The 26,185-nt window shown below is 59.6% G+C and carries 23 protein-coding genes and 1 tRNA gene; 13 read left to right on the top strand and 11 right to left on the bottom strand.

Annotated features, from left to right (window positions below; genetic code table 11):
* Positions 1–23: 23 nt before the first annotated feature.
* A complete protein-coding gene (locus tag K1W69_RS19220; protein WP_220230071.1) occupies positions 24–1,451 on the bottom strand; it encodes an aldehyde dehydrogenase family protein in 1,428 nt (475 codons plus the stop codon).
* 209 nt (positions 1,452–1,660) lie between these two features.
* Here K1W69_RS19220 and betB point away from each other — a divergent pair, with 209 nt between their 5' ends.
* The 7 genes from betB (at position 1,661) to sigJ (ending at position 8,327) form a co-directional block, all read left to right on the top strand.
* Positions 1,661–3,124: a betaine-aldehyde dehydrogenase gene (betB, locus tag K1W69_RS19215; protein WP_220230070.1), complete on the top strand. Its 1,464-nt coding sequence runs from the start codon at positions 1,661–1,663 to the stop codon at positions 3,122–3,124.
* Between the two features lie 30 nt (positions 3,125–3,154).
* Positions 3,155–4,804 (top strand): choline dehydrogenase, encoded by a 1,650-nt coding sequence (betA, locus tag K1W69_RS19210; protein ID WP_220230069.1) that lies wholly within the window; start codon positions 3,155–3,157, stop codon positions 4,802–4,804.
* A gap of 91 nt (positions 4,805–4,895) precedes the next feature.
* A complete protein-coding gene (locus K1W69_RS19205) occupies positions 4,896–6,215 on the top strand; it encodes an O-antigen ligase family protein (RefSeq protein ID WP_220230068.1) in 1,320 nt (439 codons plus the stop codon).
* Positions 6,216–6,291: 76 nt separating this feature from the next.
* Positions 6,292–6,366, top strand: a tRNA-Gln gene (locus K1W69_RS19200).
* Between the two features lie 152 nt (positions 6,367–6,518).
* Complete coding sequence (locus K1W69_RS19195) at positions 6,519–6,902, top strand: hypothetical protein (protein WP_220230067.1); 384 nt, start codon at positions 6,519–6,521, stop codon at positions 6,900–6,902.
* Entirely contained in the window at positions 6,899–7,450 is a 552-nt protein-coding gene (locus K1W69_RS19190) for a hypothetical protein (RefSeq protein ID WP_220230066.1), read from the top strand. Before K1W69_RS19195 ends, K1W69_RS19190 begins: the two co-directional genes overlap by 4 nt.
* Positions 7,437–8,327 (top strand): RNA polymerase sigma factor SigJ, encoded by an 891-nt coding sequence (gene sigJ / locus K1W69_RS19185; protein ID WP_220230065.1) that lies wholly within the window; start codon positions 7,437–7,439, stop codon positions 8,325–8,327. Before K1W69_RS19190 ends, sigJ begins: the two co-directional genes overlap by 14 nt.
* Positions 8,328–8,330: 3 nt before the next feature.
* Here the strand turns inward: sigJ and K1W69_RS19180 are convergent, their stop codons facing one another.
* The 4 genes from K1W69_RS19180 to K1W69_RS19165 all read right to left on the bottom strand — a co-directional run bounded on the left by K1W69_RS19180 (position 8,331) and on the right by K1W69_RS19165 (position 11,466).
* Complete coding sequence (locus K1W69_RS19180) at positions 8,331–8,978, bottom strand: nuclear transport factor 2 family protein (protein WP_220230064.1); 648 nt, start codon at positions 8,976–8,978, stop codon at positions 8,331–8,333.
* 51 nt (positions 8,979–9,029) lie between these two features.
* On the bottom strand, positions 9,030–9,839 hold the full coding sequence (locus tag K1W69_RS19175) for an IclR family transcriptional regulator (RefSeq protein ID WP_220230063.1): 810 nt from the start codon (positions 9,837–9,839) through the stop codon (positions 9,030–9,032).
* 43 nt (positions 9,840–9,882) lie between these two features.
* Complete coding sequence (locus K1W69_RS19170) at positions 9,883–10,428, bottom strand: NADPH-dependent FMN reductase (protein ID WP_220230062.1); 546 nt, start codon at positions 10,426–10,428, stop codon at positions 9,883–9,885.
* 63 nt (positions 10,429–10,491) lie between these two features.
* Positions 10,492–11,466: a Bug family tripartite tricarboxylate transporter substrate binding protein gene (locus K1W69_RS19165; RefSeq protein ID WP_258571215.1), complete on the bottom strand. Its 975-nt coding sequence runs from the start codon at positions 11,464–11,466 to the stop codon at positions 10,492–10,494.
* 181 nt (positions 11,467–11,647) lie between these two features.
* Here K1W69_RS19165 and K1W69_RS19160 point away from each other — a divergent pair, with 181 nt between their 5' ends.
* Together K1W69_RS19160 and K1W69_RS19155 are read left to right on the top strand one after the other, a co-directional pair.
* Positions 11,648–12,112, top strand: coding sequence for a tripartite tricarboxylate transporter TctB family protein (locus K1W69_RS19160; RefSeq protein ID WP_220230061.1), 465 nt, complete (start codon positions 11,648–11,650; stop codon positions 12,110–12,112).
* 4 nt (positions 12,113–12,116) lie between these two features.
* Positions 12,117–13,616, top strand: a complete 1,500-nt coding sequence (locus K1W69_RS19155; protein WP_220230060.1) for a tripartite tricarboxylate transporter permease — start codon at positions 12,117–12,119, stop codon at positions 13,614–13,616.
* Between the two features lie 10 nt (positions 13,617–13,626).
* Here K1W69_RS19155 and K1W69_RS19150 read toward each other — a convergent pair whose 3' ends face one another.
* The 3 genes from K1W69_RS19150 to K1W69_RS19140 form a co-directional block, all read right to left on the bottom strand.
* A complete protein-coding gene (locus K1W69_RS19150) occupies positions 13,627–14,637 on the bottom strand; it encodes a hypothetical protein (RefSeq protein WP_220230059.1) in 1,011 nt (336 codons plus the stop codon).
* A gap of 184 nt (positions 14,638–14,821) precedes the next feature.
* Entirely contained in the window at positions 14,822–16,156 is a 1,335-nt protein-coding gene (locus tag K1W69_RS19145) for a FecR family protein (protein WP_220230058.1), read from the bottom strand.
* A gap of 28 nt (positions 16,157–16,184) precedes the next feature.
* Positions 16,185–17,489 (bottom strand): hypothetical protein, encoded by a 1,305-nt coding sequence (locus K1W69_RS19140; RefSeq protein WP_220230057.1) that lies wholly within the window; start codon positions 17,487–17,489, stop codon positions 16,185–16,187.
* Positions 17,490–17,661: 172 nt separating this feature from the next.
* Between K1W69_RS19140 and K1W69_RS19135 the strand changes: the two genes are divergently transcribed.
* The 4 genes from K1W69_RS19135 (at position 17,662) to K1W69_RS19120 (ending at position 22,736) form a co-directional block, all read left to right on the top strand.
* A complete protein-coding gene (locus K1W69_RS19135) occupies positions 17,662–19,860 on the top strand; it encodes a CHASE2 domain-containing protein (protein WP_220230056.1) in 2,199 nt (732 codons plus the stop codon).
* A 140-nt stretch (positions 19,861–20,000) separates the two neighbouring features.
* Positions 20,001–20,783 (top strand): crotonase/enoyl-CoA hydratase family protein, encoded by a 783-nt coding sequence (locus tag K1W69_RS19130; RefSeq protein ID WP_220230055.1) that lies wholly within the window; start codon positions 20,001–20,003, stop codon positions 20,781–20,783.
* A 127-nt stretch (positions 20,784–20,910) separates the two neighbouring features.
* Positions 20,911–21,417, top strand: a complete 507-nt coding sequence (locus K1W69_RS19125) for a TRAP transporter small permease (RefSeq protein ID WP_220230054.1) — start codon at positions 20,911–20,913, stop codon at positions 21,415–21,417.
* Complete coding sequence (locus K1W69_RS19120) at positions 21,414–22,736, top strand: TRAP transporter large permease (RefSeq protein ID WP_220230053.1); 1,323 nt, start codon at positions 21,414–21,416, stop codon at positions 22,734–22,736. The genes K1W69_RS19125 and K1W69_RS19120 overlap by 4 nt, the downstream gene beginning before the upstream one ends.
* A 16-nt stretch (positions 22,737–22,752) precedes the next feature.
* On the opposite strand, the gene K1W69_RS19115 is transcribed toward K1W69_RS19120, so the two are convergent.
* From K1W69_RS19115 to K1W69_RS19105, 3 genes are all read right to left on the bottom strand, one after another.
* Entirely contained in the window at positions 22,753–24,594 is a 1,842-nt protein-coding gene (locus tag K1W69_RS19115; RefSeq protein WP_258571214.1) for a feruloyl-CoA synthase, read from the bottom strand.
* 212 nt (positions 24,595–24,806) lie between these two features.
* On the bottom strand, positions 24,807–25,574 hold the full coding sequence (locus K1W69_RS19110; protein WP_220230051.1) for an SDR family NAD(P)-dependent oxidoreductase: 768 nt from the start codon (positions 25,572–25,574) through the stop codon (positions 24,807–24,809).
* Positions 25,564–26,061: a MarR family winged helix-turn-helix transcriptional regulator gene (locus K1W69_RS19105; protein ID WP_220230050.1), complete on the bottom strand. Its 498-nt coding sequence runs from the start codon at positions 26,059–26,061 to the stop codon at positions 25,564–25,566. Before K1W69_RS19105 ends, K1W69_RS19110 begins: the two co-directional genes overlap by 11 nt.
* Positions 26,062–26,185 lie beyond the last annotated feature (124 nt).

Here is a 26,185-nt window from a genome sequence, read left to right as displayed (position 1 = left end):
AGCAGCCGCGACGCCATTGGCAGTCAGTATCCGCTGATCGACTTGACCTCCAGAAATTCCTCTAGGCCCCAGGTTCCGCCCTCGCGACCATTGCCGGACTGCTTGTAGCCGCCGAACGGACTGCCGGCGGGCCGCTGCGCGCCGTTGATCATCACCATGCCCGCGCGCAATTGCCGCGCGACCCGACGCGCGCGCTCCTGGTCGGCGCTCTGGACGTATGCGGCCAGTCCGTATGGCGTGTCATTGGCGATGGCGACTGCGTCATCCTCCTCGTCGAACGGAATGATGGACAACACCGGGCCAAACACTTCCTCGCGGGCTATCGTCATGTCGTTCGAGACATCGGCGAATATGGTCGGCCGCACGAAATATCCCCGGTTCATGCCGGCCGGACGGCCGGGGCCGCCTGCGACAAGCCGCGCGCCTTCGTCGATCGCTGTCTGGATCAGGCCCTGCACCTTGTTGAACTGCATTTCACTGACCAGCGGTCCGATGTGGTTGCCTTCCTTCGCCGGATCGCCGACTTCGATGTGCGACGCCGCCTCGGCCGCGATTTCCACGGCGTTGTCATAGATCTCGCGCTGAACGAGCATGCGCGTCGGCGCATTGCAGGACTGGCCGGTATTGTTGAAACACGACTTCACGCCTCGGGTGATCGTTTCGGAAAGATCAACATCGTTGAATACGATGTTGGGCGACTTGCCGCCAAGTTCCAGCGAAACGCGCTTGACCGTATCCGCCGCAGCCTTCGTAACCGCTGTCCCGGCTCGGGTCGACCCGGTAAACGACATCATGTCAATATCCGGATGCCGCGACATCGCCTCGCCTACCACCGGCCCTTCGCCGTTGATCAGATTGAACGTTCCCTTCGGAAACCCGGCCTCATCGATCATTTCCGCAAACAGCATGGCTGAAAGCGGCGAGATTTCGCTCGGCTTCAAAATACATGTGCAGCCGACCGCCAGCGCCGGGACGACCTTGAGGGTCATCTGGTTCACCGGCCAGTTCCATGGCGTGATCATACCGCAAACGCCAATCGGCTCACGAACGATCCGTTCGCCCGATCCGTTGAAATCCTTCTCGTATTCGAAATCCGACAAGGCCTTCAGGAAGCCATCCACGTGGAACGGCCCGGACCCGGCCTGCGAACTGCGCGCCAGCGTAATCGGCGCGCCCATTTCCCTGGAGACGATGTCTCCCATTTCGTCCTGGCGACGCACCATGATCTCGAGCAATTTTTCAATCAGCGACCGGCGAAAGGCGGAATCGGTCTGGCGATACTCCTCGAATGCTGCGCGCGCGGCTATGACCGCGGTGTCCACGTCCGCTGCGGACCCGAGAGAAATGACGGCGAACGGCTCCTCTGTCGCCGGATTGATGACTTCCAGCTCCGCGGCCCCGGCCGGGGTCACCCACTTACCGTCAATATAGAAACCGGTTTTCCTGATCATCGCGCAATTCCTCTTCGATTGTGTTTTTCGCCCAAGACTTAAGCGCATTGCCGGCGGAATCAACCGAAGAAATTTGATGGTTTGATCATTGCTCTCGATGGCCGGTATCGAATGCCGCGAGCGGGCTTGTCGCGTTGCGCAAAAGGCGCTAGGTTTTTATTGAATGAATAACCAATAAAAATCAATCACACATCGAAAGCGGCTATGAAATGAAGGCGCAACCAACGGCTTCCCACTTCATCGACGGAGAATTTGTCGAGGACGTCGCGGGACGCGCGATCGATAGCGTCTATCCGGCGACGGGCGCAATTGTCGCACGTCTACACGCGGCCACCCCACAGATTATCGAATCCGCCATCGCGTCCGCCGAAGCGGGCCAGAAGGTCTGGGCGGCCATGACCGGCGCCGAGCGCGGTCGCATCCTTCGCCGCGCCGCGGACATCATCCGCGCGCGCAATCGCGAACTTTCCGAACTCGAAACCCTCGATACGGGCAAGCCGCTGCAGGAAACACTGGTCGCAGACGCGTCCTCCGGCGCAGATGCGCTGGAATTCTTCGGCGCGCAGGCGACCGCGATCAACGGCGAATACATCGATCTCGGTGGTGATTTCGTCTACACGCGCCGCGAGCCTCTGGGCGTCTGCGTTGGCATCGGGGCCTGGAACTATCCGACCCAGATCGCCTGCTGGAAGGCCGCTCCGGCGCTGGCCTGCGGCAACGCCATGATCTTCAAACCATCGGAAGTCACGCCGCTCTGCGCACTTCAAGTCGCCTCGATCCTGCACGAAGCGGGACTGCCTAAAGGGGTCTTCAACGTGGTGCAGGGATACGGCGACGTCGGCGCCGCGCTTGCCACCCACGCCATGGTCGACAAGGTTTCGCTCACCGGATCGGTGCCCACCGGACGCAAGGTGATGGCCACAGCCGCCGCCGATATCAGGCATGTCACGATGGAGCTTGGCGGCAAATCTCCGCTGATCGTTTTCGACGACGCGAGTATCGAGGACGCGGTCGGCGGCGCGATGCTGGGCAATTTCTATTCCTCCGGTCAGGTCTGCTCCAACGGCACGCGTGTCTTTGTCCAGAAACCGCTTCTCGACCGCTTCCTGGAGCGCCTTGCCGAACGCACGCGCGCCATCCGGATCGGCGATCCGATGGACGAACTCGTGCAGATGGGGCCGCTTGTCAGCAAGACCCAACTCGAAAAGGTCGCGGGCTATGTCGAAATCGGCAAGGCGGAAGGCGCGCGTCTCGTCACCGGCGGCGACACGCTGAGCCTGCAGGGCATGGAAGGCGGATATTTTATCGAACCGACAGTGTTTGCGGATGTCACCGACGACATGCGCATTGCCCGCGAAGAGATCTTCGGGCCGGTGATGAGCGTGCTTTCTTTCGACGATGAGGAGGAAGCGATCGCCCGCGCAAATAACACAGAGTTCGGCCTGTCCGCCGGCGTCTTCACGCGCGATCTGCCCCGCGCGCACCGGGTAATCGCGCAATTGCAGGCGGGAAGCTGCTGGATCAACACCTACAATCTGGCGCCGGTGGAAGCCCCGTTCGGCGGCGTCAAACGATCCGGCGTCGGGCGCGAGAATTCGCGCGCGGCGATTGAGCACTACACCCAGATCAAGAGCGTCTACGTGGCGACCGGTCCGGTCGACAGTCCCTATTGATGCGAGGAAGCAACGGTGGAAGACCAGGCATTGAAAGCTGACTTTGTCATCATCGGATCCGGATCCGCGGGGTCAGCAATGGCCAACCGCCTGTCGGAGGATCCGCGGAACCGGGTCATTGTGCTGGAGTTTGGAGGGAGCGACGCCGGCCCGTTCATCCAAATGCCCGCCGCCCTGTCCTATCCGATGAATATGGGGCTTTACGACTGGGGCTACCAGACGGAGCCTGAGCCCAATCTCGGCGGCCGACGCCTGGTCGCGCCGCGCGGCAAGGTTCTCGGCGGGTCGTCCTCGATCAACGGAATGGTGTATGTCCGCGGACACGCGGAAGACTACAATTTCTGGGAGGAAGACGGCGCGCAGGGCTGGGGGTACGCCGACGTGCTGCCCTATTTCCAGCGCATGGAAACATCCCGTGGCGGGCAGGAAGGCTGGCGCGGGGCCTCCGGACCGCTGCACGTGCGTCGCGGCGTGGCCGACAATCCGCTTTTCGGAAGCTTCATCGAAGCCGGACGGCAAGCGGGCTTCGAGACCACGCCTGACTATAATGGCGAAAAACAGGAAGGCTTCGGCCTGATGGAGCAGACGATCCACGCTGGCCGTCGGTGGTCCGCCGCCAACGCCTATCTGAAGCCGGCGTTGAAGCGACCCAATGTCGAACTGATCAAGTGTTTCGCGCGCCGTATCATCTTCAGGGACGGCCGCGCCGTCGGCGTGGAAATCGAACGCGGCGGAAAGATCGAGAGCGTCGCCGCCGATCGCGAGGTCATTGTGGCGGCCTCCGCCTTCAATTCCCCGAAGCTTCTCATGCTGTCAGGCGTCGGCCCGGCCGACCAGTTACGGGATCAGGGCATAGAGGTCGTCCGGCACCGGCCGGGCGTTGGCGCCAATCTGCAGGACCACCTCGAACTCTATGTGCAGCAGGAGTGCCTCGAGCCAATCACGCTCTACTCCAAACTGAATCTGGTCTCCAAAGCGCTGATCGGCGCGCAGTGGCTCTTTTTCAAGACTGGCCTCGGCGCGTCGAACCACTTTGAGGCCAGCGCCTTCGTGCGCTCCAGGGCCGGCGTGAAATACCCGGATATCCAGTTCCATTTCCTGCCGGTCGCCATTCGTTACGACGGCACGTCACCCGCCAGGGCACACGGGTTCCAGGCGCATGTTGGCCCCATGCGATCGAAATCGAGGGGGAATGTCACTCTGCGGTCACCCGATCCGCGCGAAGCGCCGGTGATCCGGTTCAATTATATGAGCCACCCCTCCGACTGGGAGGATTTCAGATACTGCATCCGGCTCACCCGGGAGATTTTCGACCAGGAGGCGTTCGACGCCTATCGCGGCCCCGAACTGGCCCCCGGCCGGGACATTACAAGCGACGAAGGGCTGGACGCTTTCATTCGCGACCACGCGGAAAGCGCCTTTCATCCCTGCGGAACCTGCCGTATGGGTCGCGCCGACGATCCGCGCTCCGTAGTGGATCCCGAATGCCGTGTGATTGGCGTCGACGGATTGCGCGTCGCCGATTCCTCGATCTTTCCGCAGATTACCAACGGCAATCTCAACGGTCCGTCGATCATGGTCGGCGAAAAGGCGTCCGACCATATTCTCGGCCGTCCAATGCTGCCGCGCTCGAACCTTGAGCCATGGATCAATCCGCGCTGGCAGGCTTCGGACCGCTGATGCGCTTTCGGCGTGACAGAAAGACCTCGTTAACCATATAAGGCGATGATTTTCCTGCTCTGCAGGAACGAGGCCTTTAGCGGGCGGACAAATGTCAACGACCTATGACGACACGGGGAAAAGCCGCAGCGCAGCCGGACCCGCCCTGACGCCGGCAAGGATGAAGAACCTTGCCGCGACGGGCCTTGCGTATGTCGCGTTCTGCCTGCTTATGCTGTCGCTCAGACCATTCAGCCCGACCAGCATTCTCGACGTGGAGGCGAACGAGGGCGACAGGCTGAACCAGATCGGCTTTCTCGCAGCCGGCTCTATCGTGTTCATCGGGCTCATCACATTGGTGGACCGGAAGAAACTCGCCGCCTACGTTCAGCCCGCATGGATCGGGATCTACCTTGTGCTCGCACTCTCCATCGTTGTCGCTCCTGATCCTTCAGCCGCAATGCGCTCCGTCATCCTGACTCTGATCGGCATGCTGATCGCTTCCGCGATCATACTGCTTCCTCCGGACGAGGAGAGCTTTGCGCGGATGTTGGCCGCAGCCATGCTGACGCTCCTCTTCATCAATTACGCGGGTTTTGCGCTTCTTCCGAGCCTCGCCATCCACGGGGCGGATGCATTCGAACCACAGCACGCCGGTCTCTGGCGCGGTTCATTCACTCACAAGAACATCGCTGGCCCCGTCATGTCCGTGTTCGTCATGTTCGGCATCTACATCTATCGCCGGGGGATGCGATTGTCCGGGATCGCGGTCGGCCTTCTCGCCTTCATCTTCGTGCTCAAGACCGGCTCCAAGACAACCAACGGATTGTTGCCGATGGCGATCATGGTGGTGCTTGCCGGTCGGATTTTCGGATTGTCGAAACTCACCGTTATTCTGTCCGCCCTCGCGGTGATCCTCGCCGCCATGCTGACCATAGGCACGATCTATTCGGATGCGCTCGCCAGCCTGACGGCGTCGATCCTCGACGATCCGAGCTTCACCGGCCGCTTTACGCTCTGGAAATATGGACTTGAGAACTTCTCGCAAAATTTCTGGCTGGGCACGGGCTATGACAGCTTCTGGGGAAAGCCGGTCGTCACCGGCATTGAAGAACCCTACGAATGGGCCTGGGATTTTCGCGGCATCGTCCACGGCCACAGCAATTATGTCGACATGCTTGTGACGCTTGGCGTCGTCGGCTTCGCAATCATGGTCTGGGCCATCTACATCATGCCCGCCGTCAACTATGTCAAAGCCTGCCGCAACCCTGCGAATGCGGCGCGCGCCGATCTCTTCATGATGGTGATCGTCTTTCTGGCTCTTCTTTCGTTCCTCGAGACATTCTTTCTGCGCCGCGTCGACCCGATCTGGCTGCTGATGGTCATGGCGATCATGCAATTGCAGGTGCTTGCAAGGCAGGAAGAACGGTAAAGTCGAATTCCGACGCTTGAATTTTCATCATCAGATGATAAATGCAGAGCGCTTGAACGAAGACTCGCGAAAATACTGGGGCGTGGCCAAGCGGTAAGGCAGCGGCTTTTGGTGCCGCCATGCGCAGGTTCGAATCCTGCCGCCCCAGCCAGTTTTCAGAAAATCATTATAACCTGTGGACTCCAACCAGACGCCGAGAGCGTCAAACTCAGCGTCTTTGCACCCGACTCAATCAGATAATTCTTATCCCCCGCGTCACGTTTCGTGGTGCTGTGTCGTCATAACAGGCATGGAGGTTTTGCCATGCGTTTTCTTCTTACTCCACTTGCACTCTACCACGGCGCCAACGGCGCGCTGATGCTCGCGGCCCCGGAGCTTTGGTATTCCATCGTGCCGGACGTGGGCCATACCGGTCCGCTGAACGCCCACTTCGTTCGCGATATCGGACTGGCGTTCATCGCTGCAGCGGCGGGACTGGTAATCGCTGCGCTCAACTTCAAAAACAGCATCGCGCTCTGGCCGGCGGCTATCTTCCTTGCCGGCCATGCCGGCCTGCACATGGCGGAACTGGGCGTCCACGGCGCGCCGCCGCTCGCCGGCGCCCGGGACCTGGCGACAATTGTCGTTCCCGGACTCTTGCCGCTGTTTTTACTCACCTTTCCCTGGAAAAAGGAGGTCCGGTCATGATCCGGCGTTTTCTCGACAGATCGATCAGCCGTTTCTCGAACCACTACGACTACGATGCGTCCTATATGCGCGAAATTCTCGACGAGAGCACGGCGGCGGGTCTCCAACTCGCCATGTCGAGCGCTCTCCTTCAAGGAGATTTCGGCGTCTCCAAGGAGGCGTTTTACGCTGCTAAAATTCGCAGCGTGATGCGCGCCGATTGCGGACCTTGCCTGCGCCTCGCCATGACGATGGCGGAAGAAAGCGGCCTTTCGCCTGACGCCGTCCTGCCGGCGCTCGGTCATGGCGAGCCGACTGAAGACGCAGCGCTCGCCATACGCTTCGCCGACGCCGTGCTGGACAATTCCGCCGATCTGGCGGAAACAGTCGAAGAAGCGCGCAAACGCTTCGGCGAGCGGGCGCGCATCGGGCTCGCGGTCGCTGTACTCGCGGGGCAGTTCTATCCGCTGCTAAAGCGCGGCATGGGACACGCCGCCACATGCGAGTCGATCGTGCGAGACTATATCGCATCAAACACGCGGGAAGAGTTCGCCCATGCCGCCGAATGAGGCAACAGACAGGCTCGAGGCCTTCATGGCGCATCGCTCGCGTCTGTTGCGCCTTGCCTACCGGCATCTTGGCTCCGTTTCGGAGGCGGAGGATATCGTGCAGGAGGCGTGGCTGCGTTTCGACGGCGCGTCGCAGGTGGACGACCCCGCCCGGCTGCTGTCCACGATTGTGACGCGTCTCTGCCTCGACCGCTCGAAATCCGCCGACAGCAGACATCTCGACTATGTCGGGCAATGGCTTCCGGAACCGGCGAGCGGGGCCGCGTTCGAGACAGCGGACGATCGCTCGCTCGATATCTCGTTCGCTGTCATGCGAACCCTCGAAAGGCTGTCGGCCGCGGAAAGAGCAGCCTATTTCCTGCACGACCTCTGGGACCTTTCCTTCGAGGAGATCAGCAGCACCTTGTCGCGTTCGCCGGAAGCCTGCAGGAAGCTGGCCTCACGAGCGCGAAACGCAATTCGGCAGTCGCCGCATCGCTTCTCGCCGAGCGAGACCGATCTGAACCGTTTTGTTTCCGTCTTCAGAAAGTCCGTGGAAACGGGCGATCCCGGCCCCTTGAAAGCGCTTCTGGCGGAGGACGCGGAACTCGTCGCCGATGGCGGCGGCAAGAAGATCGCCGCCCTGAACGTTATTTACGGGGCGGACGCGGTCAGCCGCTTTCTGTTCGGCATAGCCAGAAAAAACCCGGATCCAGACTCCCTGAAGGTCGTCAAGACGACCATCAACGACGCTCCTTCGCTGATCGTTTTCCTCTCCGGGCAGGTCGACCAGACATTCGCTTTCGATCTCGACAGCGCGGGAAGGATCGCTGCAATCTACATCGTCAGGAACCCCGACAAACTCGCGAAGCTCACGAGGGAACTCGACCTCCGATAAGTTCTACATTCCCCAGCGATGGGTCTCCCATTCGATGCCGCGTCCTGCGAGCCATTCCTCTCCGGTAGCGTACAGGGAAGCCACCTTGTCGCCTTTCAGTCCTGGCATATCGGACTTTACGGGATATCCGATTGAAGACTGCAGATAGGCGAGATGCCGGTACCCTTCGGGAAAACGCGCAAGAATCTCAGGATCGAGTTCGACGCGCGCGGCCGGATCGACGGGATCCATCCGGTCCTTTTCGTAGATCGGCTGGCGAAGGCAGAGGCCCCACGCTCCGGCGCGACGCTCCCAGAAATCGTAGAACCTGCCGGTGCACACCACATCGACCAGCACATCATGAACTTTCGCGCGCTGGGAGATGGTCATTTTCGTCTGCGACACGGCGCGATCGCCCGATACCTCGACGCTGCAGGCGCCGAGAAAATGCAGGATGCTGACGCCCTTGTCCCATCCTTGCCTGTTCATGGCGATAAACTCGTCCGCGGTCCCTTGCGTCCAGGTCGCCATCATTCTCCCGTCATCCTGCCAGACCGTGCGGAACTTTTCCCAGAAACCGGCGTCCCTCCAGATCACCCAGTTGTCCACCAGTTCGCGAATGCGGAGCTTGTCGTCCTTCAGGCTGGCCATATCGGCGATTTCACTGGTCATGGCGTTCTCCTCGATAACTGTGGAAATGAGCGTTGGCTGGCGGCGTCGACGTCAACTCAGTTCCGCCCTGTGCCTGAGCGAAGCGATCGCCTTTCCAAGAGCTGAGAGAGACTTGCTGCTGAGTTCATCGGTGAAGCGACCGACAGGCACGGTGACGCTCAGCGACGCGATCGGTCTTTGACGCGAATCGAAGATTGGCAGCGCGATGCCGCCGATGCCCGGCGTAAACTCCTCGACGACCTTCGCGAACCCGTTTTCGCGTATCCGATCCAGCTTCGACCGCACGTCATCGGCAGATAAAAGGGAATTTTTCGCATAGCTTTCGAAGCGCGCGCGAGAGAGGTATTCCTCGCGCAAGGTTTGCGACAAATGCGCGAGAATGACCTGGCCGCCGGAAGTTGCATGAAGCGGCGCGCGATCATTGAGCCTGAGATGCGCCACAATCCTGTGAGGACCGAGCACCGTTGCGACCACGCGGTGATCATCGCCTTCGCGAAAGTTCAGCGCAGAACTCTCGCCAGTGAATTCAGTCAGCCATTCCAGAACGGGCGCGACGACCTCGGACAGCTTTCGCGTCGTGCGCGATCGGGCGCCGAGATTCTCAATGGCGGGCCCCAGCGAATAGCCGCGCGTCTCCTGGTCGAAAGAAAGATATCCATGCCGGGTCAGCGTTCTCAGCACCTGGGTCAGGCTGCTTTTCGGAATGTTCAGTTCTTCGGAGATTTGCACGTGTGTGCGCGCGCCGCCCCATCGTCCCAGGAGATCGAGAACGTTGATCACGCGCAAGGCGGATTTGACGTCTCCGGAGCCAGCCGGATGGCGAAGGACATTGTCGACATCTTTGAAACGCGGTTCCGACATCTCGAATCTTGTCAGCTTGCTCCTTGCGCGGAAATCTGTTCGGCTAGCTGGTAATCTCAGCCGTAAACGCCGTCAATTGCGCGCGCATCATTTCCCTCGTGGTCTCGTCGGCAATCTTCTCGCCGCTCCCGTCAACCTTCGATTTGGCGAAGCTCACGAAGACCTCGGGCTTGGTGAAGACGCGCGCCTCCAGGAACACCATCACCTGCCGCATGTGGTATTGCATGCGCGAACCGCCCAGCATGCCAGCCGCCGCGGACTGAAGCGCAACCGGCTTGTTCTTGAAGGGCTGGTCGGGCAGACGGGATATCCAGTCGATGGCGTTCTTCAGACCGCCCGGAACCGAGAAATTATACTCAGGGCTGACGATCACAACACCGTCCGCCGCGCGAATATGCTCGGCGATTTCCGCCACGCGATCGGGAAAGCCGTGGGCACTGTAATCGTCCGCATTGTAGAGCGGCAGATCGCCGAATCCCGGCGCATCCTCGATCTCCCAGCCGTCCGGCGCGAGTTCAGGCAGCGTGTTGCAAATGGCGCGATTGAAAGAGCCGCTGCGAAGACTTCCACATATGGTGAGGAGTTTCATAAATCTATTTCCCTGTCGATCGGCGCAGGCCGAGGAGCCTGCGCCGCAGTCGATTGCCGATCTCTATCTTTGCTCGATGCCCGCGTCTTCGCGCACCTTCTGCCAGACGCCGATCGCATTGCGAAACTTGTCCGTGAAGGCGTCAGGCGAAGAGGGAGCCAGGATGAATCCCCGGTCCTGAAGAGACTTTGCAAACGCCTCGGACTGAATGGCTTCCTTTACCGCCTCACTGGCGCCCGCCAGGATCGCCGCATCGACGCCGTTCGGCGCCGCAACGCCGTACCAGGTGGATACGTCGAGGTCATGACCGGCTTCGGCGAAGGATTGCACATCGGGAATGGCCGGATGCCGCTCGGGCGTCGTCACACCAATGCCTTTGAGGTCTCCGGCGCCAATCTGACCAATGACCGTCGCAGCGACTTCGACCATCATGTCGACCTCGCCGGACAGCACTGCGGCAAGGCCTTCCGGCGTCTTCGCATAGGGAATTTCGAGAAGCTCGATGCCGAGTTCCGAAGCAATCAGCGAGGCAGTCAGATGCTGCGTTGATCCAACGCCGACAGACGCGATGGTGAGCCCGCCGGGATCGGCCTTGGCCTTGGCTACGAGGTCTTCAATGGAGTTGATCTCGTGATCAGGCCGCGTGACGAGCACCAGCGGCATCGTCGCAATTCCCGAAACGCCTACGAAATCCTGCGCCGGATCGTAGGGAAGCGACTTGTACATGGCGGCCGCAACGGTGTGCCCCGCCGCCATCATGTAAAGCGTGTATCCGTCGGGATCCGCCGAAGCGACCGCAGCAGCTCCGATAGTTCCGCCGGCCCCGGCCTGGTTTTTCACCACAACGGGCTGGCCAAGAATTTCGGACAGAGGCTCGGCAAGTTGACGGGCGACGGTGTCGGTGCCGCCTCCTGCCCCATACGCGACGACCATGTCGACCGGATGCGCCGGCCAGTCCTGTGCTGAGGCCGGTCCGGCGGTGACGGCCGCTACAGCCGCAGCGGTGAAAGCAAGCATGCCCTGCAGTATGCGTTTCATGAATTCATCCTCCTCCCTGGAACAATGACAGACAGATTGTTAACCCGTCCGACAGGTCTATGTAAACACATAAGTGAATTGTTCATATATGTGAACATTTTTCCAGTTGACAGGCGTGGCATGAACGTAGAGCATTTCCGACATTCGGATGGTGGGTTCGATCTGTCCGGGGGGAGGAACAATGTTCAGTTTGGCGCGATCGCTGGGACAGGATTCGGTTGCCGCACTGGCCGTGATTGCGCTCGGCGCATACGGCGTCGTCGAGTCCCTCGGTTATCCTCTTGGCGGGCTCCGCAATATCGGCCCAGGCGCCTTTCCGCTGATCGTCAGCGTCTTGCTCGTGCTGTCAGGCGCGTTGATCCTTGCCGAGGGCGTCGCCGCGCTCGGGCGGGAGCGCGAGGCGCCGCCCGACCTCGCCTCGGCTCGTGTGATGATCTTCATCGTGGCCGGCCTCCTCGCCTTTGCATTTCTGATGCCGCGCTTTGGCCTCGCGCCCGCCATCGCGGCGTGCGTCGCGCTGTCCGCTCTGGCGGATGGCAGCCTCAAACCCTGGCAGGTAGCGGTTCTTGCGGCGGCGATCGCATGCTTCTGCGCAGTGGTCTTCGTCGTATTGCTGAACCTGCCGCTTGATCTCGTGACCTGGTAACGGCGTGTCCTTTTTCGAAAACATTTCCCTTGGCCTGTCCGTCGCCCTCAGCTTTTCGACGCTCGGCTATTGCATCATCGGCGTCACCGTCGGAATGTTCATCGGGGTGCTGCCGGGGCTAGGTCCACTGGCGACCGTAGGAATGCTGCTGCCGCTGACCTTCTACGTACCGCAGACCGACGCCATCGTGATGCTCGCGGGCATCTACTACGGCTCGATGTATGGCGGCTCCACGGCGGCGATCCTTTTAAACCTTCCCGGCACTGCCGGCGCTGCAGTGACATGCCTCGACGGCAATCCGCTCGCCAAATCCGGACGCGCCGGCGTCGCCCTGTTTACGGCGACGCTCTCGTCCTTCTTTGGCGGCATGTTCGGCCTCATCATTGTCGCTTCCTTCACGCCGATTCTCGCCAGAATCGCGCTCAGTTTCGGATCGCAGGAATATGCGGCGCTCATCGTGCTCGGACTGCTCTCGGCGGCGATGGTCGGCAACGCCTCAAAGGGGCGATCGCTCGCCATGGCGCTCGTCGGCCTGTTGATCTCCATGGTGGGCATCGACCCGAATTCCGGCGCCAACCGGATGACGTTCGGGATGCTCTCGCTGGCGGACGGCCTCAATCTGGTCGTCGTGACCACAGGTTTGTTCGGCATCGCCGAAGTTCTGTCAAACGCCGGACGCATCGGCAGTCGGGACGCCCTGAGCACCCGAATTCGCTTCCGCGACATGCTGCCGACGGCGAGGGAAGCGCGAACGGCGATTGCGCCGGCGCTGCGCGGCAGTTCGATCGGAGCGGTTCTGGGCATTCTTCCGGGCACCGGGGCGGCTCTGTCGACCTTCGTCGCCTATGCGGTTGAAAAGCGCGTTTCCAGGACGCCGGAACGCTTTGGCCAGGGCGCTATCGAAGGCGTCGTCGCACCGGAATCGGCGAACAATTCCGCGGCGCAGACGGCCTTCGTTCCAACACTGAGCCTGGGAATTCCGGGCGACGCAATCGTGGCGATCATGCTCGGCGCATTGATCATCCACGGCATCGTGCCAGGGCCGCAGCTTCTGCGCGACCACCCGGACCTGTTTTGGGGGCTCGTCGCGAGCTTCCTCATCGGAAACGTGATCCTGCTGTTTCTGAATCTGCCGCTTATCAGCATTTGGGTGCGGATTCTTCGCATCCCCTACTCTGTGCTCTATCCGGCAATCCTGGCCTTCATCTGCGTCGGCGTCTATTCCATCCGAAACTCGGTGTTCGACGTGGTTGCGGCGACGATGTTCGGCGTTGTCGGACATTTCATGCGTCGTCTCGGCTTTCCGCCGGCGCCGCTGCTGCTGGGCCTGGTGCTTGGCCCCTTTCTGGAGCAAAACTTCCGCCGGTCGCTGATGCTGTCGCGCGGCGACATCATGACGTTTGTCGAGCGCCCCATTAGCGGCGGCATTGTCGCCGTGACGGTTCTCGTCGTCGTCTACATGTTCTGGAGCGATTTTCGCAGATCCCGCCGCAGCAAGGTTTGAACGCGCCGGATCACTGCTCCGCGCCGAGGCGAAACTGAAAATCGTCAAGCACGATGCGCTCGTAATTGCCTGAGCTGAATTCCAGTCTTGTAATGCCCCGGTAGTCGGCGCTGAAAAACACAGGCCCGTTGTCGCTGAGGCGCAACCGGTCGGAATAGGCGAGATCGGCGCCGCGCCACGCCTTGACAAAAACATAGTCCTCTTCGCCTCTCGGCCAGGCGACGCCGATATAGGTTCCGATGAAATCGAACGGTTCCTCGCTCGCCATCCAGGCGGGGACGCCGGAACTGTTGTAGGCGACATATTCCGAACTCGTGGTCAGGTTCACGTAACCGGAACCGGAGTAGAAACGGTTGTGCACGGCGATCCAGTTTCGCCATTCCAGCCCGCCATAGCCCGATGGAATTTCGAACAGGCTGTCGGAGATGACAAGATCGTCGAAACCGAGCTTACGCGCGCCCGAACCTTCCGGCGGCGCCATCTGCTGATCGAGAATAGTTTCCGACATCACGACAGCGCCGTATTCCACGGCGACCGGTCGTAGCGAAACCGTGGCGCCGTCCGCGTCCCTGATCTCGACGACCCAATTGCCCGGTTCAGCGACAAACCGGTAATTCCCCTTGGTGTCCGTGGAAACCTTGTGGTAGGCGCCATCCGGGCCCAGAGCGAGCACCTCGTAATTACCCGCGTCAGCGTCGTCCCTGGCGACAAAACGACCACGCACCGACAAAATCGGCGCGACGCCGATCGGCGCGCAGGTTTCCACCGGCGTCAATCCTCCGCCGGCGTTCGCCCGTTCGACGAATTCGTATTGCTGCTGGTCTGCGTCCGACAGCGATTGCCAGCCCTTGGGATAGACAGCCCGCAAGCTGTAGACGCCCGCTTCGTAGATCTCCGCGTCCTTGTTTCCGATCGACGTGACGAAGTTGGCGAATCCGTCGATATTGGACCGCGCGCCCGTAAAGCTGCCGTCGGGCCGCTCAAGCTTGATTGGCAGGCGACCGTATGGACGGTCGCCCATGTCGAACTTTCCGTTCCGGTTCATGTCGCGATAGACATAGCAGGAATGTTTCCAGGAATCCCGCGTCCCAGCTTCGGCCGCTGTTTGGAGCGCACCGGAACACAGTAAAACTGCGAGCGCTGCGCTGTGTAAGAGCTTCATGGCGAACCTTGGTACAGGCAGGACCGCGAAAACGCGGTCGAAATCAGTCGGAGGAACGATTTCGATTGCGACCGAACCCGCCTTCAAACCGGCCGCCGCCGCCGCTGAACCCGTCGAAGCCGCCGAAACCTTCTCCGAAGGCGCCGCGACGTCTAAAGCCGCCTCTCCGACCGAAACCTTCACCGGTTGCTTCAAAACCGCCTTCCTGGCTTTGGAAGGTGTTGGGAGCGTCATTCGAGGAGAAACTCGGCACGTTGCTGATGATCACACCGCCATTGCCCTCGTTCCCCTCATTGCCATAGTTACCGTAATTCCCGTAATTCCCGTAATTTCCTTCGTTTCCGAAGTTCCCCTCGTTGCCGAAATTGCCCTCGTTTCCGAAGTTCCCCTCGTTGCCGAAATTCCCTTCGTTGCCGAAATTGCCTTCGTTGCCGAAGTTCCCCTCGTTGCCGAAGTTCCCCTCGTTGCCGAAGTTCCCTCCGTTACCGCCGCCATCGTCTTCATTGACGGCCTGGGTATCGAAAAACTCGTCGGCAAACTGATCGTTCAACGGAGATCCGATATCGTCAGGCGTATTAAAATAATCCTGGCCGGAGGCTCTTTCGCCGGATGTCTCGTTTCCGCCATAGGACGGCCCGTCGCCCGGTCGCGTGCGCAGATACAGGTTGAGATATGACAGGATGTCGCCATTGATCTTGAAGGGACCGATCGGACGCATGCCCGGGCCCGGTACGAACACGCCATAATTCGGCGTTGAAATCGTCTTTCGACCCGCGCTGTTGCCAACTGTGATGATGCCGGTGCGGGTCAGCACGTTGGTTCCGTGGCCGGGCCCGCGAAGAACCGCCAGAAAAGCTTTCTCCGGATCGGCGTTTCCAACCGAAAGGCCGGAAAGCTGCGCAAGGTTGATCGCATCCTTGCCCACGATGCCTTCCATCATTGTGCCGCGGATTCCGATCGTGCCGGACGGAGTGGCTATGTTCGCATTGCTTGGATTCGCCTTACCGATCTTTCCGCTCATGAAGCGGAACGCGCCCTTGAGAACCCGACCGCTCATTTCGCCCGCATCAGTGTCCGGATCGAAAACAAATCGGTCGATGACCATTTCGCAGTTTTCACCCACCGTGAAAACGGACTGATCGAGCAGCAATATCTGCAGCGCGCTCTGCTGTTTCGTCAGCACCTCGTCCTGCAGAAATATGCTCTCCTCGACCGTCGCCCGGCGCTCGGCGCCGCCGCTGCGGACAAATGCCCTGCCTGTAACGGCCGCGCTCACGCCAACCTTCGCTTCGGCGAAAGCGCTGGTCGCGAGATCGGGGAGGCACAATACTGCGCCCGCCAGCAAACCCAACAAAGCCGTTTTATACATCCGAAGCATTCGTTTTCCGCTTTCTCCCCGGGCCGCTCTAGTATTCAAACCGTTTGGTCAGCAGAACATCAGCCGAGAGACTGTTTGCGATGTAGTTCGGAATATTGGAGTCCTGGTCCAGGTAATTCACGCCGATCTGGAAATTGATGTCGGCGATCGCTTCCGGGGATTCCAAATTGACAAATTCAAGCAGGGTGCCTACCGGCGCCCCATAGGCGAGACGGGCTTTGAACAGTTCGTCCTGCTGGGCCATGAAGGGCGAATAAATCGGGTTCGCCTGCCGGTAGTCGAGCCAGCGATAGGACACGATTCCCTTGATATACTGCCCGCGTCCGAGAAGCCATGTGTCGCTCAGCACGAGTTCGAGGGCGTCGTAGGAATAGCTTTCGAAAGCGGCGTCCTTGAAGTAGCCATTCACCCTTGCGACGACCTTGTTGGTTTCGCTTGTCAAATAGCTGAAACCAGTCGACGCGCGCGTCAGCCAACCGTCGCGGGCGCTGCCGGCTGAATCCTCGGAAACCCGGTAATAATCTTCGTAGCCCAGCCCGCCGCTTACGAACACGTCCAGCCGCGGATTGATTGCGTAGCTGAACTGCAAGTTTCCGCCGTAGGACGCGCGATAAAGCTGCCCTTCCAGAGAAAGAACGTCGGCAAAGCCGTTCGCGGTCACTTCAAGATCACCGAAGAACAGCGTGGCGCCGAGCTTGGCCCCTCCATCGGCGTAATCGGCTTCAGAGACCTGAAACTGCTCGTTCAGATCGCCGGCTGCTTCAATGAATATGAAATTTCCGGCCCCGCCGGGGATGGTGTGCTCCATGCGAACGCCCGCATTGGCGACGAAGGCGACGTCGGTCTGCGGATTGTTTCCAAGCTGGTTGCCGTTCAGGTCGACGACCGATTCCGTCGTCAGGTCAGGATTGCTGTCCACGCGAAAACCGGTGGTCACATAGCCGAAGACGCGGGTTGTCTTGGATCTGGAAACGGCTTGCGCCAGATATTTCCTGACTTCCGACTGCTGACTTGGACTAAGCGGACGATCCTGAAGCAGTTCGAGTTCGCGCTTCGATCCTTCCATGTCGTCCAGCCGGAACAACACGATTGCGTAAAACAGCCTCGCGTTATCGTAGTTCGGCTGCAACAGCAGAATACGCTCGAGCGCGGCGGACGCCTGCTCGAGATCGCCCTTTACAGCCTGCTGCTGCGCATACTGATAGTTAAGATCGATATTGTCCGGATCGTTCAATATCTGATCGTAGGTCACATCTTCAGCGAGCGCCACATTGACGGTTCCCGCCAACAATGCCGCGCAAATCAGGACGCATTTCGGAAAATCCAGACTCATCCGTACTCGCCAAGGAAGAATTAAGGTCCGGGGAAAGTTACTGAAGCGGGTAAGGCAAGTAAAGTTTCTGCAATTATAAGAAACTTGGAATTTCTTGAATCTTGGACTTATTCATGCAGATTCAGATGACCTGTGACGGAATTGCCTCAGTTCAAACGGCCCTGAATCGACATTGACCCTATCGAACTTCCGATTTTCCCGGCTGAACGCCGTATATGCGGGTTTGTTTTCCGTTGTCCTGCTGGGTCTGCTCGCCATGTTTGGCACAGAGCGTCTGTCATCTCTCGTATTTGACGAATACCAACGCCTGAAGCCGCGTGAATATGCACAGGCGCCGGTCCTCGTCGTCGACATTGACGAAGCGTCCCTGGAAGCGTTGGGACAGTGGCCCTGGCCGCGGTCGCAGCTCGCCGAAATCGTCAACGTCCTCGCATCGAACGGCGCAGCCGCCATCAGTTTCGATGTCGCCTTTCCCGAAGACGATCGGAGCTCTCCGTCGAGATCCCTGGAAACCCTGCGTGAGCTCGGAGCTGAAATCTCATTTCCGGACGGCGCGCCCGAACTCGACAATGACGTGCTTTTTGCGGAAGCACTGCAGCAGGCGCCAGCTGTCATCGGCTTCGCCCTTGACCGGCAGTTCGTATCAAAGTTACCGGAACCGAAAGCCGGATGGGCCTATGGCGGCCCGGATCCCAAGGCTATACTGCAAAAATACTATGGCAGCATGGATGTGTTGCCACTGATTGAACAAGCGGCGCAGGGCCTGGGCTTCTTCAGCTTCATTCATGCATTCGACGGAGTGGTTCGCAAGGTGCCGATCATCGCTGTGTCGGAAGAGCACACTTACCCTAGTCTGGCACTGGAAACGTTACGGGTCGCACAACAAGCTTCCAATTTTATTGTCATGAGCACCGGCGCCAGCGGCGAAGCCGATACCGGGCTGCCTGCGGTCGTCAGCGTGCGAGTGGGCGGTTTTACTGCAGAAACGAATGCAGACGGCAGTCTCTGGATCTACTATAGCGGCCGCGCAGGCGACAACACTCTGCCGGTCAAAAGCCTTCTCGATGGGTCCCTTGGTTCGCAGCAACTTCAAGAGCGTATCGCCGGTCATATCGTACTCATCGGCACCAGCGCTATTAGCTTGCGGGATCTGGTGGTAACACCTCTGTCCCAGGTTTATCCCGGCGTCAACGTACACGCCGAGATCATCGATCAAATCATGTCCGGAACATTCCTGCACCGGCCGGATTACATGGCCGGCTTGGAATATGCCCTGGCGCTGATAGCGATTATTTTTATGGTCGTCGCCGTCAGGCCCGGGCGTTTTACCATCAGCGCCATTCTGGCGATGCTCATGCTCGCTGGCGCCATTGGCCTGTCCTGGTACATGTTCGCCGAGCGACACCTTCTTCTCGATCCTATTCCGCTGCTATTCGCGATCCTGGTAAGCTATTTCTCGATCACGTTGCTGCAATATCTCGGCAGCGAGCAGGAAAAACGGTTTATCCGCAACGCCTTTGGCCGCTATCTTGCGCCATCGCTTGTCGAGCGGCTGACGGAAAATCCGAGCGCGCTCAATCTTGGCGGAGAAACCCGGGAACTGACTCTGCTGTTCTGTGATATCCGCGGCTTCACGACGATCTCCGAGGAGCTGAGCCCGCAGGAACTGACCCAGCTTCTGAACAATTTCCTGACGCCGATGACCGACGAACTGCTGAAATCCCAAGCGACGATCGACAAATATATGGGCGATGCGATCCTGGCTTTCTGGAACGCGCCGTTGACCGTCGAAAACCATCGCACAGCGGCGCTGGGAGCAACCGTGCATATGGCGAACCGCCTTGACGCCCTCAATGCGGAAAAGGGTTACGGCATCCGGATGGGCGTTGGCTTGCACACAGGCGAATGTCTCGTCGGCAATCTGGGTTCGACACAGCGCTTCAGCTATTCGGTCATTGGTGACGCCGCCAATGTGGCGTCGCGGATCGAAGGCATAACCAAATATTACGGCCTGACGCTCCTGTTCGAACAATCGCTGCTCGAAGGAGGAACGACCATTCCGGAAGGCTATCGGGCGCTTGAGGTTGATCGGGTGCGCGTGGTCGGTCGCGACAGCCCGCTTGTCCTCCATACGTTGATCGAAAAGAGCGCGCTGAACAACGAGGCCGCATTTTACGAGACGCATGATGCTTTCCTCGCAGCCTACCGCGGGGGACGTTTCGAAGAAGCTCAGGAAATCATTTCCCGCCTGACCGGGATGGCGCCGGATCGCATAAGACCAATGTATGAAACATTCGCCAACCGTCTTTCCGGCTTTGTGGCGTCACCACCGCCAGGCTGGGACGGCGTCTTCGATTTCACCGAAAAATAGCGAAGCGCGCGGGCTGGACCTTGGCGTCCATATTGTTGTAGGGGAGAACTGTTATTGGGAGTAACAAATTGGCCGTTTCCAAACAGTCAGCGGCTTGATTGCTTTTCTCCGAAAAGCAGCGTGGGATGGAATACCGAAAAATGCAGAAAGCAAGCAAAGCTCAAAATATCCTGTCCATAGAACAGGACGGCCCGATCGCCATACTGACAATGTGTCGTCCGGAGCGGCGAAACGCCATGAATGACGGTTTGCTTGAAAGGCTGGACGATTTCTTCTCCAACCCTCCCGAAGGCGTGCGCGCCGTCGTTCTTACCGGCAGCCATGGCCATTACTGCTCGGGCCTCGATCTTTCGGAGCACGTGCAGCGCAATGCAGAAGACACGCTCCACCACTCGCGAAACTGGCATCGGGTCATGGATGTCATCCAGTCAGGAGGTCTCCCGGTCGTTTCGGCCATGTTCGGCGCCGTAATTGGCGGTGGTCTGGAGCTCGCCACGTCCACCCATGTGCGCATCGCCGAACCATCGACGATCTACCAGTTGCCGGAAGGTCGGCGCGGCATCTTTGTGGGCGGCGGCGCAACCGTGCGCGTCGGCCGGATACTTGGCGCCGACCGGATGACCGAAATGATGCTCACCGGCCGCAAGTATAATGCAGAAGAAGGGCTCTCGCTCGGCCTCAGCCACTACCTCGCCGAAGAAGGCAAGGCGCTGGAAAAAGCCGTGAAACTCGCCGGCAAGATCGCGAAAAACGCATCGCTGTCCAACTATTTCATGATCAACGCCATCAGCCGCATTAGCGACATGAGCAGGACTGACGGCCTGTTCGTTGAAAGTTTGAGCGCCGCGCTGTCCCAGACAGGATCGGACGCGGAGGAAGGTCTGAAAGCGTTTCTGGAAAAACGCGCGCCGGTATTCCGGTAGCCGACGGCGTCAGTTGCGTGTTTCCCCGGATTCGCCGCAATCAGCGCTTGCTACGGTCCTTAACCTCTGGTCATAGTCCGCCACAATCCTCTTCCCTGAAGTTGATGAACAGGATCACGACGAAAGCATGCACCGCACCTTGAACACTGTCGTCGACTTTCTCGCCAGATACACGGCGCTCGCGGGCGGTCTGGTGCTGATCGCCGTCGTCTTGATGGCGTGTGTCAGCATCGCCGGTCGCGCCATGATCGGCCTTGGCCTCGGACCGGTTCCCGGTGATTTCGAACTGGTTGAGATCGGCGTCGGCTTTGCGGTGTTCTGTTTCCTGCCCTGGTGTCAGTTCAAGAGCGGCCACGCCCGCGTCGATCTGTTCAAGCCGGTCTTCGGCGATGCATTCAACCGGTTCATCGACTTCGTCGCCAATCTGCTGATGCTGATCGTCGCGTTCCTGATCGCCTGGCGACTTTGGCTCGGGATGCTCGACAAGAAGAGCTATCTTGAAACCACTTTCATCCTGCAGTTTCCGGTATGGATCGCCTACGCCGCCGGACTTTTGGGGGCCGTGGTCTTCGTTATCGTCTCCGCCTATTGCCTGCTCAGAACGCTGTACGACCCCGCGGAGCGCCTGCCATGACGAATTTCGAAATCGGGCTCTGGTCGTTCCCCGTACTGCTAGCACTGATATTTTTGCGTATCCCGATCGCCATCGCGATGCTCGTCGTCGGTTTCGGGGGCAACTATCTGGTGACAGGCTCCACAGGCATGGTGTTTTCGCAGCTCAAGCACACCACCTACGGCACATTCTCCAGCTATTCGTTTTCCATCATTCCGCTGTTTTTGCTTATGGGGCAGTTCGCGACCCTCGGCGGGATGTCGGCTGCGCTCTTCAAGGCCGCTGAAAACTGGCTGGGCCACAAACGGGGCGGCGTCGCCATGGCCGCTGTCGGAGCCTGCGCCGGTTTTGGCGCTATCTGCGGGTCATCGCTTGCAACAGCCGCCACCATGGGACAGGTCGCCTTGCCGGAACTGCGCAAATATGGCTATTCCGGACCTCTGGCGACCGGAGCGCTGGCGGCAGGCGGCACGCTTGGCATCCTCATCCCGCCCTCTGTCATTCTGGTCATCTACGCCATTCTGACGGAACAGAATATCGCGAAACTATTCGCCGCTGCCTTCATACCGGGCATTCTGGCGGCGATCAGCTACATGATCGCGATTTCGATCTACGCGCATTTAAGCAAGGATTCCGGACAGCTCCGGGAAAGACTGTCCTACGGCGACCGTTTGAAGTCGCTGCTCCCGGTCTGGCCGGTCATGCTGATCTTCGTTCTGGTGGTCGGCGGCATCTACGCCGGCATATTCACCCCTACCGAAGCCGCCGCGGTTGGCGCCGCAGGCACCGGCGTCGTCGCCGTCTTGTCCGGAGGCATGACCTTCGGCAAGCTCAAGGAAGCAATTCTGTCGACGGCCAACACAACGGCCATGATCTTCCTGATCATATTGGGCGCGGGCTTCTTCAACAGTTTCCTGGCGCTCACGCAACTGCCTCAGGAGATGGCCGCCTTCGTCGCCGAGCAGAGCTTAAGCCCCTGGCTGGTGCTGTTTCTTGTGCTTGTGCTCTATCTCGTCTTCGGCTGCGTCATGGACAGCCTGTCCATGGTTCTGCTGACCGTGCCGATCTTCTTCCCGATCATGGTCGCGCTCGATTTCGGCCTTTCGCCGGACGATTTCGGCCTCTGGTTCGGCATTCTTGTGCTGATCGTCGTCGAGGTCGGGCTGATCACGCCCCCGGTGGGCATGAACCTGTTCGTCATCAACGGCATGGCGCCGGAGATCCCGATCGGTCAGACCTTCCGGGGCGTTCTTCCCTTCGTCATTACCGATATCGTTCGGGTGGCCATCCTCGCGGCCTTTCCGGCTATCACACTGGGTCTCGTCTGGCTCATGTATTGACAGCCGGCGAGCACGCTCAGGCTTCGATCACGTCCGGCCGTCCATTATAAAGCGCGTCGACAAGCTCCGGGCGGTTGCGGAGAACCGCGCGCTGGTTGATCGATCCCTTGTCCGTCACTTCGCCCTTGTCGAGATCAGGCGGCTCGGCCATCGCGATCATGCTCATGATACGCGTTGAGGAGCCTGTCGCGGATTTCGCAAAGTCGGTCAGCTTCTCCTGAAACGCTGCGCGCGCAATGTCGCTGTCGAGAACTTCCGCAAGGCTTTTGCCCTCGAAGTGGTCTGAGGCCAGTTCCCGCACATGTTGCTCATGAGGAATTGCGAGAGCCGCAAGGTAATGGCGGTTTTCGCCGACGATGACCACGTCCTTCACCAGACCGGAGAAGTGATCGATAAAACCCGCCCGGAGCGCGCCGACAGCCACCCAGGTTCCGGTCGACAGCTTGAAGTTTTCCGCAATCCGTCCGTCGAAGAAGAAGCCCTTGGTGAAATCTTCGGGGTCGGCTGGACGCAACGCGTCGCCAAGACGATAGAAGCCTTCCTCGTCGAAGGCCTTCTTCGTCTGTTCCGCGTCATTGAGATAACCCGGCGTGATGGACGGCCCTTTGAGGCGCGCTTCCAGCTTGTCTTCGTTGGGCACGAGCTTCAGCACAAGTCCGCGGGAAGGAACGCCAATATTGCCGGCGGATTCCTGTGGCTCCATGCACATGAGCGCGAAAGGCGCGGTCTCGGTTGCGCCCAGTCCGGCGGCCAGCAACACGTCGTGGCCGGTGGTCTTTCTCGCAAGTTGCTTCAGCTTGTCCCAGGTGTGCTGGGCCATGCCGGCGCCTGCATACATCATCATGCTCAGATTGCGAAAGAAACTGGCGCAAAGCTCGGCGTCCGCTTCGAAAGCCTTGGCGAGCATGTCGTAGCCGACCGGAACATTGAAGTACCATGACGGCGAGATCTCTTTCAGGTTCCGGATCGTCTCCTGAATGCCGACCGGCGTGGGCTTGCCGTCGTCGATGTAGAAGGTGCCGCCATGATACAGGATCATGTTGAAAACCTTGTTGCCGCTGGCGGTATGGTTCCAAGGCGCCCAGTCGACGACAACCGGCGGCCCTTCCCGCAGAAACGTATAGCAATCGGCGACCATTGCCTGGTTCGAGGTCATCATCCGTTGCGTGTTGATGACGCCCTTGGGGCTGCCGGTGGAGCCGGAGGTGAAAAGATATTTGGCGACGGTGTCCGCATTTACGGCGCGACAGGCGTCTTCCGCCTCCTGCGTCGCCTCCGTCGCCAGAACGTCGTCAAAATGCACGCCACCGCCGCCAGACGGTTCCTTTTCGCAGACAACAAGATGCATTCCGGGTTTGAGGATCGCCTTGATGGCGGCTGCGAATTTCTCGCCGTCGTCGGCAAACACAAGCCCGGGCTGAAGATTGGCGACAAGATCGGATAGCTTGCCGTGGTCACTGGAGATCAGGGAATAGGCCGGCGATACAGCCGCCGAGGGAATGCCGACATATTGCGCGCCCAGCGCCATCAGCGCGTGTTCTATGCTGTTTTCAGAAAGAATGAGAACCGGCCGTGATGGGTCAAGGCCAATCGACAGCAGATAGCTGCCGATCGACCGGACAGCTGCCAGCGCATCGCGGTAATTGATTTCCCGCCAGTCGCCGCCTTTCACGCGCCGCGCAAGGTATGTCCTTTCCGGTTGCTCTGCAGCCCATCGCAGCAGACAATCCGTCATCTTCTCGGGATATGCGTCGAGCGGCTCCGTCTGCTCCATCAGTATGGAGCCGTCGCTTCGTTCCTCGATCCTGAATTCGGGCTTCCACGGCGCGAAAGACGGACGCGGCGTATCCGGTTGCAACTTTATCCTCCCACAATGGTCTGTGACCACAACTCCTCCCCGATATTGCCACGGGAAGTCCCGCATTGTCTACAATGAAACAGTTAGGTGATAGAACTAATAATCCGGCACAGGCGGAAACCGGGCGTTCGACCTCGACAGCTTGAAAGCTTCAGTTTTGGCGCCATTTACGAGTGCTGAAAAACGCACGAAAGACGCTGTCCCGGACCGTCTCAGCGCGGCGCCATGCGAATGGCGCCGTCCAGCCGGATAACCTCGCCGTTCAGCATCGGATTCTCGATGATCGATCGCGTAAGCATCGCATATTCTCCCGGCAAGCCCAGGCGCGAAGGAAACGGAACCTGCGCGCCGAGCGACGCCTGAACCTCGTCCGACAGGCCGGCCAGAAGCGGGGTCAGGAAGATGCCGGGCGCAATGGTCATTACCCGGACGCCAGAGGCCGCAAGATCGCGCGCCATCGGCAGCGTCATGCCGACAATGCCGCCCTTGGACGAGGAATAGGCGACCTGCCCAATCTGTCCGTCATAGGCGGCGACGGAAGCAGTGTTGATGATGACGCCACGTTCTCCATCCTCGTTCAACGGCTCGGCTTCGGCCATGCCGGCGGCCGCCCGCGAGGCGCAAAGAAACGTGCCCATCAGGTTTACGCGTATGACCTTCTCGTACAGCGAGAAATCATGGGGTTGCCCCTTGGAGACAGTCTTCATAGCACCGCCGATCCCGGCGCAATTGACGAATATGTTTTCCTGTCCCTGGGCGGCCCGCGCCGCCTTGAACCCGTCTTCGACGCTTTCAACGTCGCTGACGTCGACCTTGATATATTGACCGTCAATTTCCGCGCTCAGCGCCTTCCCTTTCTCCTCGTTGAGGTCGAAAAGGCAGACCTTGGCTCCGCTGCCTGCGAGATTGCGCGCAACCGCCTCGCCCAGCCCCGAAGCACCGCCCGAGACGATCGCTGTGGTGCCTGAATCAATCTTCACTCTGTTTTCCTCCCTTATCCACCATGTGAATCCGGCGCAGCAGCGCCATCAAATCCTTCCTGTCGCTCTGGCTCAGGTCCGACAGGATCCGGTCTTCATGATCGGCGATCCTCTTGATGGCCTTCCGGTAGAGCGCCTTTCCCGCATCCGTCACCGCCAACGCATAGGCGCGGCGGTCGCCAGGCGCCCTCTCCCGCACCACGAGACCGCGCTCCTCCAGCTCATCCACAATGACGACCGTTCCCGAGCGTTCGATGCCAAGCGTGCGCGCCACCTCGATCTGGCTGATATTCGGGTTCTCGATGACCAGAGACAGAACGGAAAATGTCCGCTGGCGCAAATCGAATTCGGCGAGGTTCTGCTTCAGATCCTGATAGAACAACATGTAGGCGCGCTTCATGTTGTAACCGATCAGACCAAGGAGATCGGCCTGGCCGATTTCGCCATCGGACTTTTCGTCGCCCGCTTTTGCGTCCGTTTGTTTCACGACTACCCCCGCGCATCGTTGCCAATTGTTCTATATGGTAACAATCCGGTTATGTAAATCTTGCCCGACCCGTCCGACGGTCGGCCCGTCTATTGACAGGCACTGGACCGTATGGTCACGCTTT

The sequence above is a fragment of the Flavimaribacter sediminis genome, from assembly GCF_019492055.1.
Lineage (GTDB): Bacteria > Pseudomonadota > Alphaproteobacteria > Rhizobiales > Rhizobiaceae > Flavimaribacter > Flavimaribacter sediminis.
The sequence above is the reverse complement of the archived record's forward strand: the minus strand, read 5'-3'. Positions and strand labels throughout refer to the sequence as shown.

Coding starts and splice junctions, on each gene's coding strand:
- K1W69_RS19220 (WP_220230071.1), bottom strand. CDS start 1,451: ATGATCAGGAAAACCGGTTTCTATATTGACGGTAAGTGGGTGACCCCG.
- betB (WP_220230070.1), top strand. CDS start 1,661: ATGAAGGCGCAACCAACGGCTTCCCACTTCATCGACGGAGAATTTGTC.
- K1W69_RS19205 (WP_220230068.1), top strand. CDS start 4,896: ATGTCAACGACCTATGACGACACGGGGAAAAGCCGCAGCGCAGCCGGA.
- K1W69_RS19195 (WP_220230067.1), top strand. CDS start 6,519: ATGCGTTTTCTTCTTACTCCACTTGCACTCTACCACGGCGCCAACGGC.
- K1W69_RS19190 (WP_220230066.1), top strand. CDS start 6,899: ATGATCCGGCGTTTTCTCGACAGATCGATCAGCCGTTTCTCGAACCAC.
- sigJ (WP_220230065.1), top strand. CDS start 7,437: ATGCCGCCGAATGAGGCAACAGACAGGCTCGAGGCCTTCATGGCGCAT.
- K1W69_RS19180 (WP_220230064.1), bottom strand. CDS start 8,978: ATGACCAGTGAAATCGCCGATATGGCCAGCCTGAAGGACGACAAGCTC.
- K1W69_RS19175 (WP_220230063.1), bottom strand. CDS start 9,839: ATGTCGGAACCGCGTTTCAAAGATGTCGACAATGTCCTTCGCCATCCG.
- K1W69_RS19170 (WP_220230062.1), bottom strand. CDS start 10,428: ATGAAACTCCTCACCATATGTGGAAGTCTTCGCAGCGGCTCTTTCAAT.
- K1W69_RS19165 (WP_258571215.1), bottom strand. CDS start 11,466: ATGAAACGCATACTGCAGGGCATGCTTGCTTTCACCGCTGCGGCTGTA.
- K1W69_RS19160 (WP_220230061.1), top strand. CDS start 11,648: ATGTTCAGTTTGGCGCGATCGCTGGGACAGGATTCGGTTGCCGCACTG.
- K1W69_RS19150 (WP_220230059.1), bottom strand. CDS start 14,637: ATGGGCGACCGTCCATACGGTCGCCTGCCAATCAAGCTTGAGCGGCCC.
- K1W69_RS19145 (WP_220230058.1), bottom strand. CDS start 16,156: ATGCTTCGGATGTATAAAACGGCTTTGTTGGGTTTGCTGGCGGGCGCA.
- K1W69_RS19140 (WP_220230057.1), bottom strand. CDS start 17,489: ATGAGTCTGGATTTTCCGAAATGCGTCCTGATTTGCGCGGCATTGTTG.
- K1W69_RS19130 (WP_220230055.1), top strand. CDS start 20,001: ATGCAGAAAGCAAGCAAAGCTCAAAATATCCTGTCCATAGAACAGGAC.
- K1W69_RS19125 (WP_220230054.1), top strand. CDS start 20,911: ATGCACCGCACCTTGAACACTGTCGTCGACTTTCTCGCCAGATACACG.
- K1W69_RS19120 (WP_220230053.1), top strand. CDS start 21,414: ATGACGAATTTCGAAATCGGGCTCTGGTCGTTCCCCGTACTGCTAGCA.